The following is a 14,428-nucleotide window of genomic DNA, read 5'->3' on the forward strand; positions in this document are numbered from 1 at the left end:
GTGTTAAATGGAGACGGAATGGGAATGGAAAACCAGCGTATAATGTTGCGCGCACCAGCGAAAACCTACCTTAAAATCTCGCCAGATAAAATAAACGACTTCGATCCGCTTTTATAAGCAGGAACACCGGCTAAGAACACGGGTTAAGAATAAAACCTATCAGCGTTGATCATCGCTCAGCCTGATGAACATAATAGACATCGCAAGGAATATATCGTTGTCATGGATTCGAAATCTTCAACCAAAGCGAATACCGAACAGGAAGAGTCCAATTCACTTTCTGCCTTTGATTATGCGCCCCGCACACGAATCGTCTTCGGCGGAGGCACCCTAGACCGTCTGGGAGAACTCGCCGCCGAACAGGGAGCAAAGCATGTCTTCTTAGTCACCGACAAAGGGCTCGCCGCTGCCGGCCATGAAGCCCGGGCTGTCGCTGCTCTGAAGAACGCAGGCATTCAAATCACAATTTTTGATGACGTCCACGCCAACCCGACCACCGAAGATGTCGACCGCGGTCTGCAGGTCGCACGCAATCATCAGATTGATCTCATCGTCGGCCTCGGTGGGGGCAGCAGTATGGACTGCGCCAAAGGAATCAATTTCCTGCTCACCAATGGCGGAAAAATGGAAGACTACTGGGGCGTCGGCAAAGCGACCAAACCCATGCTCCCGCTGATCGCTGTCCCGACCACCGCAGGCACCGGCAGCGAAGCCCAGTCGTTCGCCGTCATCGCCCATCCGGAAACCCATATGAAGATGGCGTGTGGCGACAAAAAAGCCGCCTGCCGCATCGCCATTCTGGATCCCGAACTCACGCTAACCATGCCCCGCTCTGTCACACGCGTCACAGGCATCGATGCCTTGAGCCACGCGTTAGAAACCTTTGTGACGAAGCCGCGCAATGAAATTTCTCAGCTCTTCAGCCGTCGTGCCTGGACTCTGCTGGCAAACAGCTTTCCCAAAGTTCTCAATACTCCCGACGATCTGACCGCACGCGGAAACATGCAGCTCGGAGCACACTTCGCCGGTGCCGCCATTGAAAACTCGATGCTCGGTGCGACCCACGCCCTGGCAAACCCGCTCTCAGCTCATTTTGATCTCACGCACGGCGTGGCGATCGGCATCATGTTACCGCATGTCATTCGCTTTAACGCGGAACTGGTCGGCAATCATTACTCAATCCTCGCGTCCGATATCGGCTTGTGTGATGCTCAAGACCCTGCTGGCGCAGGCTTACTCGCCGATCACATTCAATCGTTAATCGTAATGGCGGGTGCCCCCACTTCACTTTCCGAATGCGAAGTCGATCTCAGTCTGGTGGAGCAACTGGCAGAAGAAGCCTCCAAGCAATGGACGGGCAACTTTAATCCCCGTCCCGTCGATCAATCCTCTTTAAGGGAATTGTACGAATGCGCATTTTAATCAAATCCAGCGTCGCTCGAGTTTCCCAATCGATCCTCATCGCGCTGATCGTCTGCGTCTGTTTCTCGAACCCGACTCACGCTGCCGAGAAACCAGCCAGTAGCAAAGACAAAACCACGCTGACCAAACCGGAAAGCAATAAACAGAACTGGCCTTCGTTCCGAAACGGTAACCTGCAACAGGGCGTCGCGAAAACCACACTCCCCGAAAAACTCGAACTACTCTGGGAATTTCCCTCATCAGACGGAATCGCGTCCACCGCTGCGATTGTCGGCGACCGCGTTTATATGGCTGGTTTGAACGGTTACGTCACATGCCTCGATATAAAAACAGGAGTCCCATTCTGGCAACACCGTTCGATCAACAACCCGGACCCCAAGGAATTTGCCCCCGGCTTTAAATCCTCTCCCCTGGTCACCGAGCATGGCGTTTATCTGGGTGATGAGGATGGCATCTTCCATGCCATCGATCGCCGGACGGGGAGAAAACTCTGGACCTTTAAAACGGATGCGGAAATCATCAGCAGCGCCAATGTCGTCAACGATAAAATTCTGTTTGGTGGCTACGATAACAACCTTTACTGTCTCAATGAAGGCGATGGTTCGCTGGCCTGGAAATTCGAGACCGACGGTTATGTGAATTGCTCTCCCGCCATCGTAGACAATTTCACGTTCGTCACCGGCTGTGACGAACAGCTCCGCGTAATCGATATCAACACAGGCAAACAACACAGCCAGATGCCTTTAGCAACCTACCTGATTGCCTCACCCGCGGTCATGGGCGATAACTTGTACGTCGGCACTTACGCCAGCGAAATCATCTCCGTGAACTGGAAGAAACAAAAAGTAGAATGGCGATATAAAGACCCGAAGAAGGAATTTCCTTATCATTCCTCCGCAGCCATCACAGACGAATATGTCGTCGCCGGCGGTCGGGATAAGCAGATCCATTGTGTTGAACGAAAAACGGGCAAACTGGTCTGGAAATTCGGGACACGTGGACGAGTCGACAGCTCGCCTGTGATAATTGGAAATCGTGTGTTTGTTGGCTCATCAGACGGCAATCTCTACGAGCTCGATCTGCAGAATGGTAAAACGCTCTGGAAAAAGAATTTAGGAAAAGATATTACCGCGTCACCGGCAATCGGATCAGGACATTTGATCATTGGCACAGAATCCCGAAATGGTGCCTTGTATTGTTTCGGAAAGAAGTGACAATAAGAGGTAGAGAAAATTCTCTGCGGAAAAGTCAGCCGCTTAAAAGTTGATTAAAAAAACCATAAGACGTTGAGAGAACTATGGATCTGGAAACAACAGGCACGACCGAAATTGGAAGTTATTTTGTTTCGAACTACCCTCCTTTCTCGCAATGGAAGCAGGAACACGTCACCAGAATTCATGATGTCCTGCATGAGAGCCCCGATGCCAGCATTCCGATGGGCCTCTACATCCATATTCCCTTCTGCCGCAAACGTTGCAAATTCTGTTATTTCCGCGTCTATGAAAAACAGAACGCCAAAACAATCGAACGATACGTACAGGCTTTGCAAAAAGAATTCGAAATGCTCAGCCAGGTCGAAGCCATCAAAGGACGCACGCTCGACTTCGCCTACTTCGGCGGCGGAACACCTTCCTATCTCAGCTCCAAACAACTGCTCTCCGTCCGTGATCGGCTCTCCAGCCTGCTTTCCTGGGAAACGGCAAAAGAAGTCACCTTCGAATGCGAGCCCGGCACACTCAACGAAGAGAAAGTAAAAACACTCAAAGAGATTGGCATCACCCGCATCTCACTCGGCATTGAAAGCTTTAACGATAAATTACTCGAAGTCAACGGCCGTGCCCATCTGACCCCTGAAGTCTACAAAGCGTACGACTGGATTCAAAACGTCGGCTTCCCCCAGGTCAACATCGACCTCATCGCCGGCATGATGGGTGAAACCGACGATAACTGGACCGAGTCTGTCGAAAAAGCAGCCGAATTCGCACCAGATAACATCACCATCTACCAGATGGAACTCCCTCACAACACGATCATTTCCAAAGAAATGAAAGAAATGGGCGTCACCTCGCCCATCGCCGACTGGACCACCAAACGCCGCTGGATGAATGAAGCCATCGAGACACTGCAAGCCAAAGGCTACCACCTCGCCAGTGGAAATGAACTCGTCAAAAACCCGGAAACAGACCGCTTCGTTTATCGCGACAATCTCTTCCGCGGCAACGATATTGTCGCCACCGGCGTTTCCTCCTTTGGTCACATGCAAGGCGTCCATTATCAAAACCTGGATCGCCTGGAAGACTATCTCGAAACCGTTGAAAAAGGCGAACTCCCCATCAACCGGGCACTCGAACCTTCCGAACACCAGCGGCTGATCCGCGAATTTATTCTGCAACTCAAAGAAGGCCACGTCTTGACACAGCCATTTCAGGAAAAGTTTGATGTCAATATCATCGAAGAATTTTCCGAAGCACTCGAAAATCAGAAAAAAGCGGGTTACCTCACCTTTGATGACTCTCAGGTCCAACTCACCCGCAAAGGCATGCTCCAGGCCGACAGCCTGCTGACCGAATATTTCGAACCAGAACACCGCATGGTAAGATACACCTAAAATTTGAACCGCTGTTATCCATTGAAACTCACCCCGATCCTCCCCTGATAAAAAGAAGTCATTTTCAAGTGAACCCTCAAGACGAACTCGATGCACTTGTCAAATTGTTTCCCAACGAACCGCAACTGTTCGAACGGGCCGAACACGTTTCTTCTGCTTCTCTTCCCGATCCGTATAAATCGCTGTTGGCTCACAACCACCACATGACCGTCACCATGGAAAAATACCATCAATCTCCCGTTGATGTGACCGTGCTGGACCAGCGTCTCGATGAAAATATTTACAGCAGAAAAATCCTGTTATCCAAAACCGGCACCGATGAAGTTGTCCAGTTCGGGATCGTACGATTTAATTTTGACTATGTGACTCAAGCCGTCAAGGACGAAATCCTGGCTGGCGAAATCCCACTCGGACGGGTGCTTATCAATCACAATGTCTTGCGACACGTCGATTTAGGTGCGGTATTACGGATCACCGCCGGCCCGGGACTGGCCCGTGTGATGGATATCCAGCCCGGCGAAATTACCTACGGGCGACTGGCAACCATTTTTTGTAACCAACAACCGGCAATTGACCTCTTGGAAGTTTCCTCTCGGTTGCTATAAATGCATCACTGCCGCTCTGAACCTGACTTTGACTCGTACGATTGAAGGTTTCCCATGAACGATTCAAACCTGCAAGCACAGCCTGCCCTCGACTCAGAATACGACGTCATCGTCATCGGCGCCGGCCCAGCCGGCTCCACAGTGGGAGCACTCCTCGCCGAACAGGGACGAAAAACCCTTGTCGTCGACCGCGCCCAGTTCCCCCGCTTTCATGTCGGCGAATCCCTGATCCCCGAAACCTATTGGCCCCTCAAACGCCTGGGACTCATCGATCAACTCAAACAGACCGCGTTCCCTAAAAAAATGAGCGTGCAGTTTGTCACCGACGAAGGCGTCGAAACGATGCCTTTCTACTTTAATGATTACAAAGAGCATGAAAGCTCGCAAACCTGGCAGGTGCGCCGCGCCGAATTCGACCAGATGTTGGTCAACAACGCCCGATCGAAGGGGGCTGCTATCCACACAGGAACCCAGGTACTCGACCTGCTCTGTGAAGGAGACCAGGTCACAGGCGTCAAAATCAAATTGAATACGCAGGAAACTCATGAAATCAAAGCGAAGATCGTCGTCGACTCCAGCGGGCAGACCGGCTTTATCGCCAATCGCTTCAAACTGAAACAAACCGATCCGATTTTGAAAAAAGGAACCGTCTGGGCCCACTTCAAAAACGCCCACCGTGATCCAGGCATCGATGAAGGCGCCACAATCATTCTGCAGACCGAAGGCAAACATTCGTGGTTCTGGTATATCCCGCTCCCCGACAATGTCGTCAGCATCGGCTGCACCGGAGACATGGCCTACATGTTCGCCAAAGATCGAGGCAACAGCGAAGAGATCTTCTACCAGGAAGTCGAGCGTTGTATCGGCATCAAGCGACGCCTCACCGAAGCACAACCCGTCACCGAATTCATGACCACCAAAGATTTCTCCTACCACACCAGCCAACCGGTCGGACCAGGCTGGATGCTGGCTGGCGATGCACTCGGCTTCATCGACCCCGTCTATTCCAGTGGCGTGTTCCTGGCAATGAAATCGGGTGAGCTCATTGCCGATGCCATCAACGACGCCTTCGAAGCACAAAACTTCTCGGTCGATCAACTCAGCCAATGGTATCCCGATTACCACAGCGGCGTCGAAAACTTCCGCAAGCTGGTCTACGCCTTCTACACCCCCGGCTTCAGTTTCGGCTCCTTCCTCAGACAATACCCTCAGTTCAAAACGAATCTGGTCGACATCCTGATCGGCGACGTCTTCAAACCCGAAGTCGCAGAAATGTTTACCGTCATGCAGGAAGAAATTCCCGAACTCGCGAACCCGGAAGACCCTCAGGTCGCGCTGAAAAAATAACCTGACTCTACTGACGATTCTTCAGCCCTCCTCGCTTCACCTGCGACAACCAAAGTCCGTCCATATGAAATCCGCTTGACAATTTGAAGACTGTCATAAAATCGACTTTCCCCCTCGTTCCAGGCACGTTTCCAGAGAGCAAGACACAGCTTGACACGCCTGCGCCGTCAGCGATGATCCATCCCCTGCGTCACGCGCGAGTGACTGCCCCAAATTGCTGAAGAGATCTTCCCCTGACCATTCCAGCACCTTCGAAAAACGTCTGGTTTCATCGCGTTTTTTCGAACTCTGTTTGCAATGATCACTATCACATTCCATTTTATTTTGCGACATGCGGTACCATCTTCCGCCTTGTTTGAACCAGCGCTGACCAACTCTGAACGAACCTCAACCCTCTTTTGACCAAGTTCCGCCGGGCTCGACTTGACTCCTTCCCGCCCTTCACGAAGATTACCCCAATTGGAAAACAATTCTGGATACGAAAACAGCACACAGCAAACCAATCGAAGTAAATCGCAGGAAGTCACCAGACACCTCGGATAGAATAAGAAGGACAGCCACAAAACGTCTCGATACCGACAGGTAAAAAACGTAACAGCATTCTACTCGATGTACTTCTTAGGAACGAAGATGAACAACGGGCACTATCATTCACAAATATCTCTCCCCTGGGAACATCCGACTGATTGGGGATGCGCACTATCTTGATGCTTCTCTGTAGTCAATCATTCTGTGGTCAGTCATCATGATATCGGGGAGATCGTTTCTGTTTCGCATCGTTCCCAACGTTGAGTGCCGCTGGTATGAAAAACCGCCGGATTCCACAGCACCGGCATCGAGCGCCATGTCGCTCAAAACAGTGGTTCGTCGAGTTCTCATTCGATCCCCTTTTTGTAATCTCAAAATAATCTCTTGACAGACAATACATAGAGCGGCTATACATGGAATATGTAGTCATCCTATGTATTGGAGTAAATACGATGAATCCACAATTATTTGCAGGCACGTTGGAGATGCTCATTCTGGAACTGGTTTCCGAAGGGCCCACGTATGGTTATGAAATTACGCAGCAGGTGACCAATCGATCGTCGAATGAATTCGAGTTGAAAGAGGGCAGCCTCTACCCGGCGTTGCACAAAATGCAGCGTAAAAAGCTCTTGAAGTCATTTTGGAAAGAAGTCGATGGCCGCAGACGTAAGTATTACGAGCTGACCATTCAGGGGCAGAAAGCCCTCAACGAAAAACGGCAGGAATGGAAGCAGTTCTCCTCAGCCATAGATCGAATCCTGGGAGCACAAAGTGGCCTGGCCTGAGATCAGCATTGAAGATTTACCTCCCGAACGCGACGACGAACCATCGTCGTTGCGGCAGGATATTCTCGATGAACTCAGCGATCACTTTGCGTGTGCTTTGAATCGAGAGTTATTGAAGAATCCGGATGAGTCGACCGCAAAACAACGCGTATTAAATCAATTCGGCGATCCCATCAAAATCGCCCGCCAACTCTGGCTCGACGCCATGAAGGAGAAAATCATGTCTCAACGTATTATGACTAGTATTTCCGCCGTAATGGCGGTCTGCTGTATTGCTGTCGTCGGCATCGCCTGGTCAATGATGCAACGGAGTGAAAGTCTGAATTTGAAAATGCTGGAACAGATGGCGGCAATGGCGGAACGTCCTCAATCGACTCCTACGTCAAACGTGGATCAACAGATTTTAAAACAACTGGAGCAGTTAAATGAGCGGCAGGTCGGACAGGCCGGCTCGATCGCGGATTTATTAAGCCCGATTTCATTTGAGTTGATTCAAGCGGGCGAAGGAGCAAAGCCGGTAAGCGGATTCACCGTGACCCTGGTAAAACGCGGCAGTCAGACCGATACGTTTACCGTCAAAGCGGTCAGTGATGAAACAGGACGCCTCAATTTCAAACGGCTTCCCTGGGGCCAATATCAATTGACTGTCACCGCCCCTTGGGGCGAGTCTTTGAAGACACGAAGCATCTCCACAATCCCGGGACGACCGTATGAGGAAACCATTATTTGTCCCAGTCAATCACCTTCCAAAGTCGCTGTTACGTTTGAAGTCGATCAGACAAAAAAGGCCGATCAGGACGACGACTATCTGTTATGTGACTTTCGCTCTCGGAGTAATTCCAAACCGCGAAATACTTTCAAAATGGTCACTCCGAGAAAAATTGGCAGTTTGAATTGGTATCATTCTCACGACCTGACTGACCATGCAGAGCAGGGGGTCTACTTGATCGATATCAAAACGAATCGCGTGATACGTTGTCCCCTGGATAAGCACGGAATGTTTATCGATTTAGATCCCGAGCAATTAAAACTCAAGGAATCGGTATCAATGACTGAGGGAAGCTACGAAGACCCTGCCCTGTACCTTTTAAAGAAAGCAGACCTGTCCCGATTGTCTGAGTTAGATCAGCTGGAGTACTTTGGTGTCGTACAGCTCGATGCTCCTCAAAATATGAGAATACTGGCAACCCGCAACGCCGGTCCGCGAATGTTGGTTCGTCCCTTTGAGTCGATCAAAATGGAACCGCGATTGCAAAAGTTGCTTGAAACTAAATATGGTGTTGTGTCGAAAAAAATTAGTGGAGTGCAGTTACCAAAGGTGTTGGAATTCGATGTTTCCAAGTCAGAGCCGAATGTATGGAAAATCAGTATTCCCGATTTAGATCGCGTTTCTGAAAAAACCATTTCTGTAAGTCAATCTTTATAGCAGAATCAAAAACTGTATCAATGAGGAGCATCCAGTGGCCTGGCCTGAGATCAGCATTGAAGATTTTCCGCCCCAGCGCGACGATGAACCGTCATCGTTGCGGCAGGATATCATAGATGAACTCAGCGATCACTTTGCGTGTGCTTTGAATCGAGAGTTATTGAAGAATCTGGACGCGCAGATCGCGAAACAACGTGTAATCAATCAATTCGGCGACCCTATCAAAATCGCCTGCCAACTCTGGCTGGATGCGATGAAGGAGAAAATCATGTCTCAACGAATTATGACCGGAGTTTCCGCCGTGATGGCGGTCTGCTGTCTGGCTGTGGTGGGAATATCCTGGATGCTGTTTCAGGAAAGCCAGTCCATGAATCAAAAGATGCTCGCTCAAGTGGCCGCGATGACGACGATGGATCCACAATTTCTTAAGCAAATGGAAATGCTGTTGGAGAAACAAGCGACTCAGGCAAATGACAGTTCAGAAGAGATGAATCCGATTTTGTTTCAACTGGTAGAGGAAAATAAAGAGGGATCGCCAGCGACTGGTTTTAAAGGGACTCTGACAAAATATGAAGGCAAAAATGTAATCTACACGGTGGACGCCGTCAGTGACAAGAATGGATTATTAGTTTTTGGAAAGCTTCCCTGGGGAAACTACGAAATGAACCTGCATGCTCCGTGGAATAATGAGAAACTCAATACGCTTAACATCACAACCATACCAGGGCGTAAATTCGAAGAGACGATTATCTGCCCGGCGGGAGTTCCTGAGAAGGTTCCTGTTGAATTTCAAATAGAGTGGCAAGGCAAGCCAGCCGAGGAAGAGATGTTTCTCATATCTGATTTTCGTCACATCAATGACTACTATGGCAGCAAGCACAGACAATACAATTTAAGTACTCGGAGAACAATTCAAAATCATACTTGGAGCTATCGGCATAATCTGACTATTGCAGCAGAAAGAAGCGTATATTTGATCGATGTGAAGAATAATCAGGCGATCTCCTGTCCGGTTAAGGAAGATGGTAATTTCGAAGATCTTGAGTTTCAGGATCTGATCTGGAAGTCCTCTGTCGAAGCCCTGCAAGGAGAATATCTGTCACCAACCATCTACTTGATTCGGAAGAGCGAACTGTCGAAATTAGCGGAATTAAATTCTATCAGTACTATCGGTTTGATTAGAACTGATAGGAGTGGAATGGATTTGATGAAATACGCATATCCAAGCATGGGAATGTATATTTCTCCGTTCGAAAAATTCAAAGTGGAACCACAGCTTCTGAAAACACTGGAAAAGAAAGATAGTCAAGCAGCCGAGATGCTGAATGCATTTGAGCCCTATCAGCTGATGGTTCATCCCAAAGCGAGAAAAGATCAACTCAACGTCTGGAAGATCATCGTTCCCGCCTTAGATCCGATTACTCAGGAATCCGGTTCATTGAGTAGTGCCCTGTAACTGGGAAGAGCTTGGTTCCTTTTTTACCAATCTGCTGGCAGTTGACTTCGTAGACGAACTTTTCTTTGAGTTCGTTGACTATCAGGCGGACTGTTTTCTTGTCGTCTGAAACAGTCACGTCTTCCACTTCCACTTTGTAACGGCCGCTGTCGGGGCTGGCGTAGCTGCCGCTCCAGACGCGGGTATAGCCGGCGATGGTGTAGGCGTCTTTGTCAGCCGCTTTTTTCGCGTCGACCGGTTTGAAGAATTCGAGTTCGAAACCATCGTGTGTCGCGCGGAGTTCTTTGATGCCGTTAGGTAGTTTGCCGTTGGGGGTCAGTTTAGTGATGGAACCGGTGTTCTGACCGCCGAGCCAGCCGCTGTCGTGAATGCTGCCAACGTAGATATCTCCCTTGGGACTGACGGCAACCGACATGGGGCCCGCGAAATTATGCTCATCGGCGGGCACGTCGGCGCGGGTGAAGTAATAGGTGGCGCCCTGTACCGAGTCGCCGACGTTCTGGGTGCTGAAGCGAATCAGTAAACGGTTATTGTATTCGCAGCCAAGCCCCTGATCGAACAGGCCGGCATACGAGAATTGTTTGGGAATGCAGGTTAAGCCGTTGACGCTACGGGTCCAGGGGTGAGGCACCTGAATGGCGGCGCGAGTCTCTTCCAGATTTTCCTTATTTCGCAGATCAGACTGGCTGGGCACGCCGTACGCTTTGCCGGGGATCAACAGATTGATCTCGTTGAACGTGTTTTGTACGCCCTGTTGATCGGAAATGTAGATCTCGTCTTTGGAGTTAATGGCGAGGCCCGTGGGGTAACGGAACGCGTGTCCCAGGACTTCGATATTGCCGTTATAGGTGATCTTGAGAATTTTGCCGCGCCAGTGAATTTGATCATCGGGGCGTTTCATTTGGGCGTAATCGCTGCCTAAACCGACGTAGAGGTTCCCCTGACTATCGCGAACACAGCCGGTGGCCCAGTCGTGGTAGTTGTCGTTGAAGCCCCAGCCGGTCGCGATGATCGTGCGTTTGTCGGCTCTGCCGTCGCCGTTGGTGTCGGAGAGACGAAGCACTTCCGGTTTATGCGAGACAATGATGTCATTCCCATCGGCGATGATGCCGAACGGGGCAGAGAGACCTTCTTCGAAGAGTGTCAGTTCGTCTTCGACGCCGTCACCGTCGGTGTCTTTCGCCAGATAGACGTCCCCTTTGAGTGAGGTGAAGATCAGCGTACCATCATCGCGCCAGGCGAGTGCGGTCGGCATGATGCCGCCATCAATGGGGAGACGCACGCCATCAAAGCCGGGAGCGCTGGTGACGGTTTCGATGGCCGGTTTCGGCTTGGGTTTCGTTTTGATCTGTAACGAGTCTGCTTTGAGATTGCAGAGATAATCGAGTGTCAGTGAGGTCTTGCCTGATGCATTGCCGTTGGTTTTGATGTATTCGTGGGAATTATTGTCGGCGATAGGCATCCACTTCGCGTTCGGATGAGCGGGGTCAGTGATTTTCGGGTCGCCGATGCTTTTGGAAAAACGAGGTTTGCCGACGTAAAGATCATAACCTTCTGGCAAGTTGGTCGCTTTGATGGTTCTTTGCCAGCCTGTTTGATGCTCTTTATCTGGAAGCGTCTGGAACGTGTCTGTGACAGCGACGGTTCTGATCTTGTCACCGATTTTGAAGGTGAGTTCGTAGTTCAACGTAATCTGATTGCCCGTTGATTCATAACTGCGGAGCGTGCCTGCTCTGCCATTATGGATGTGTGGATAGATCACTGCCGATGGCGCTGTGCCTGTTTTAGCGAGTGCAAATTCCTGACCGCGTTCATATCCGGAGATGATCGGCGAGCCGGCCATGTCCCAGTACCAGCTTTTGCCTTCGGTGCGCTGACGGGCTAAATCACCCAATGTCCATTGCACAATCGAGAACTGATCGAGGTCAAATAGCAGGTTGTGTCCATTGTCAAAGCCGACGGCAAATGCGTGAGGCACAACTCCGCCGCCGGTCTCTTTGGAGTTGGTGAAGACATCGCGCACAATCCGCGCGGGTTCGCCAGTTGCGACGGTGAAGAACTGTTCGACGACCGAGGGATTCGTGGGAACTTTGAACTGGGGATCATTCAGGCCGAGCCAGATCGCGTCCAGCTGGCGATTAATGTCGCCGCCCAGAACTTTGGGAACGCTTTTCTTGAGTGCGGGCATCTCCATGCCGGGTACAATTCGTAGTGGGTTATGCACCCAGCGGAGGAAGTATTCTTTGCGCATCCGTTTGCCCAGCATCAGCAAGTCGGAACCACGCGTGCCCAGTGCGACGTTACGGGGTTTGTATTCACCGAGTACATGACAGGAAATACAGCTGAAACCTTTGGCACCAGTAATCGTCTGCCCGGCGATGAGCAATTGGGCCTGGTTTTCATCGGAAGAGTCGATCATGAAATCGGGTTGACGCGGACCGTCATTGGGAACCAGATCATGTGCGACAAGATACTTGAGCAGCACCTCTTTGTCGGCTTTCGTATGCTGGAAGCGGGGCATGCGAACGCGAAGCCAGGGCATGCGGATGGTTTTCTGTTCGCCGCTGACTGCTTCGGAGAGGGCTGTATGTTTGAGTTTGTCGCCGACGGCGTTGAGAGCAGGGGGAATCATGCCTTCGCTCTGTCCCGCGAGGGCGGGATCGAACTTCGCCATTTGACCGGCGATCTGAGTGATGCCTTCGTGCATGTTCCGTTCGTGACAGTAAATGCAGTTACGTTGTTCAAGAACGTAGCGGCCTCTGTCGAATTCATTTTCCGGGGAAGGCGCGCCGAAGCTGGATTTGAGATACGCTTTGACGGCGTCGCGATCGATGGTGCGGTACGCGGGGCGTCCCTGTTTGAGATCGGTTTTTTCAGCCAGGCAGGAGTTCTCCCAGTTGGTGACTGCTTTGGAGAGGTCGGCGATTTTCTGTGTTGGTTTGTCGATGCCGGGAATCGTATGGCAGGCGGCACAGCGAGCCTGCGTGATCAGTTTTTTACCGGCGGCGATGGTCTTTTTATCGGTGCTCGGCTTTTTCCCAGTCGCAAGTTTTGCCTGTTTCAATTCGGAGAGTGCATACGAGAGTTGGCGTCGTTCGGTGGTACTGAGTTTGATCACCGGCATGCGATGATCCTTGTTTAACTTCGCCGGATCAGAGAGCCAGGTATAGAACCATTGCGCGTTGCGTTTGTCGCCGATACTGCTCAAGTCGCCGCCACTGAAGGGTTGCTGGTTGCCTTTGCCGTCAATCGTATGGCAGGCGAGACAGCCGACCGACCGCATCAGGATTTGACCTTCGCGCTGTTCTTCGTCGTGTGTCAGAGCTTTTTTGGTCTTTTTATCTTTCTTGGCAGCCGGGATCTTGTTGAGTGATGCGGTTTTCGTATTTGCATAAAGATACGCGGCGATGGCTTCGGCATCCTGCTGATCAAAACCGAAGAAGGGCATTTTGGCATGTGCGGCGACGGCATCGTCATTTTGGACTTTACGGAGCAGCCATTCCGGGTTCAGCGCGGTGGTGACATGCGTCAGATCGGGCGCTGCGGGGCTAATGAGCTGGTGGTCTCGCTGGTGACAGCGGTTGCAGCGATGGGCGTCGAAGTGCGTGCGCCCGCGCCAGATTTGTGCGACTTCCGGATTCCCCTCTTCGCGATAGAGAACGTTCGACTGAATCGGTTCCAGACCAAACAGATTAGAAGCCCAGAACAATTGCACGCGTGCCTGGGGCGTCGTTTTATTATAGGAAACCTGCAGCTCGAATTCGCCGAAGTTTTGATCGTATTTGGGGCCGACGACCCAGCCGGGCGTTTCGCGTTTTCCTTCGAGAACGGTTTTGCCATCGATTTCGACTTTGATTTCCCCTTCGAGATAAGCGGAAATCTGATACTTGCCGGGTTGCTTCACCAGAATCAGGCTGGTCCAATCGACGGAGAAATTGCCTGCGGGGATCTGTGGCAGCGGTGCCTGTTTGCCCCAGTTGAAGGCGATATCCGGGTCGATGCGTTGCACGCGCTGAGTGCCGGCCTGATAGGTTGCCAGCAGTCCCGGCGGATAATCATCTTCCTCCGGATCAATCTCTTCGGCCGACAGATTGCTCCCGGCAATTGTGAGAAAGAGACATGCAAGTAAAAAAACACTCAGGGACAGAATGCCCCTGAGTCCGAATGAATGAATGCGCTGGCTGATCATGATGCTCGACAGATTCGGTGCTGAGAGGACGTTTGTTAAGAAACCCAAATAACTCGCTGGGG

General features: G+C 51.0%; 11 protein-coding genes. 8 read left to right on the forward strand and 3 right to left on the reverse strand.

Annotated elements, in window-relative coordinates:
* Positions 1 to 222 precede the first annotated feature (222 nt).
* The 5 genes from AAC022_RS01265 to AAC022_RS01285 all read left to right on the forward strand — a co-directional run bounded on the left by AAC022_RS01265 (position 223) and on the right by AAC022_RS01285 (position 5,982).
* Complete coding sequence (locus AAC022_RS01265; protein WP_339727218.1) at positions 223 to 1,422, forward strand: iron-containing alcohol dehydrogenase; 1,200 nt, start codon at positions 223 to 225, stop codon at positions 1,420 to 1,422.
* The gene (locus AAC022_RS01270) at positions 1,410 to 2,636 is read left to right on the forward strand and encodes a PQQ-binding-like beta-propeller repeat protein (protein WP_339727219.1); all 1,227 of its coding nucleotides are present in this window, start codon (positions 1,410 to 1,412) and stop codon (positions 2,634 to 2,636) included. Before AAC022_RS01265 ends, AAC022_RS01270 begins: the two co-directional genes overlap by 13 nt.
* Positions 2,637 to 2,719: 83 nt before the next feature.
* Positions 2,720 to 4,030 (forward strand): coproporphyrinogen-III oxidase family protein, encoded by a 1,311-nt coding sequence (locus AAC022_RS01275; protein ID WP_339727220.1) that lies wholly within the window; start codon positions 2,720 to 2,722, stop codon positions 4,028 to 4,030.
* A 68-nt stretch (positions 4,031 to 4,098) separates the two neighbouring features.
* Positions 4,099 to 4,635, forward strand: a complete 537-nt coding sequence (locus AAC022_RS01280) for a hypothetical protein (protein ID WP_339727222.1) — start codon at positions 4,099 to 4,101, stop codon at positions 4,633 to 4,635.
* A 54-nt stretch (positions 4,636 to 4,689) separates the two neighbouring features.
* Entirely contained in the window at positions 4,690 to 5,982 is a 1,293-nt protein-coding gene (locus AAC022_RS01285; protein WP_339727224.1) for an NAD(P)/FAD-dependent oxidoreductase, read from the forward strand.
* Between the two features lie 93 nt (positions 5,983 to 6,075).
* Here the strand turns inward: AAC022_RS01285 and AAC022_RS01290 are convergent, their stop codons facing one another.
* Together AAC022_RS01290 and AAC022_RS01295 are read right to left on the reverse strand one after the other, a co-directional pair.
* On the reverse strand, positions 6,076 to 6,315 hold the full coding sequence (locus AAC022_RS01290; protein WP_339727226.1) for a hypothetical protein: 240 nt from the start codon (positions 6,313 to 6,315) through the stop codon (positions 6,076 to 6,078).
* 366 nt (positions 6,316 to 6,681) lie between these two features.
* Positions 6,682 to 6,861 carry a hypothetical protein gene (locus AAC022_RS01295; RefSeq protein WP_339727227.1) on the reverse strand — a complete coding sequence of 60 codons (180 nt, stop codon included), beginning with the start codon at positions 6,859 to 6,861 and terminating at the stop codon, positions 6,682 to 6,684.
* 101 nt (positions 6,862 to 6,962) lie between these two features.
* On the opposite strand from AAC022_RS01295, the gene AAC022_RS01300 reads away from it, so the two are divergent.
* From AAC022_RS01300 to AAC022_RS01310, 3 genes are read left to right on the forward strand one after another with little or no spacing between them, the layout of a single operon-like run.
* Positions 6,963 to 7,295, forward strand: a complete 333-nt coding sequence (locus AAC022_RS01300; protein ID WP_339727229.1) for a PadR family transcriptional regulator — start codon at positions 6,963 to 6,965, stop codon at positions 7,293 to 7,295.
* Entirely contained in the window at positions 7,282 to 8,721 is a 1,440-nt protein-coding gene (locus AAC022_RS01305; protein WP_339727231.1) for a carboxypeptidase-like regulatory domain-containing protein, read from the forward strand. Before AAC022_RS01300 ends, AAC022_RS01305 begins: the two co-directional genes overlap by 14 nt.
* A gap of 34 nt (positions 8,722 to 8,755) precedes the next feature.
* Positions 8,756 to 10,177: a hypothetical protein gene (locus AAC022_RS01310; protein ID WP_339727233.1), complete on the forward strand. Its 1,422-nt coding sequence runs from the start codon at positions 8,756 to 8,758 to the stop codon at positions 10,175 to 10,177.
* Here the strand turns inward: AAC022_RS01310 and AAC022_RS01315 are convergent.
* Positions 10,140 to 14,366 carry a c-type cytochrome gene (locus AAC022_RS01315; protein ID WP_339727236.1) on the reverse strand — a complete coding sequence of 1,409 codons (4,227 nt, stop codon included), beginning with the start codon at positions 14,364 to 14,366 and terminating at the stop codon, positions 10,140 to 10,142. The two genes, AAC022_RS01310 and AAC022_RS01315, sit on opposite strands and share 38 nt — an antisense overlap.
* Between the last annotated feature and the right edge of the window lie 62 nt (positions 14,367 to 14,428).

It is taken from the genome of uncultured Gimesia sp. (assembly GCF_963976445.1).
Lineage (GTDB): Bacteria > Planctomycetota > Planctomycetia > Planctomycetales > Planctomycetaceae > Gimesia.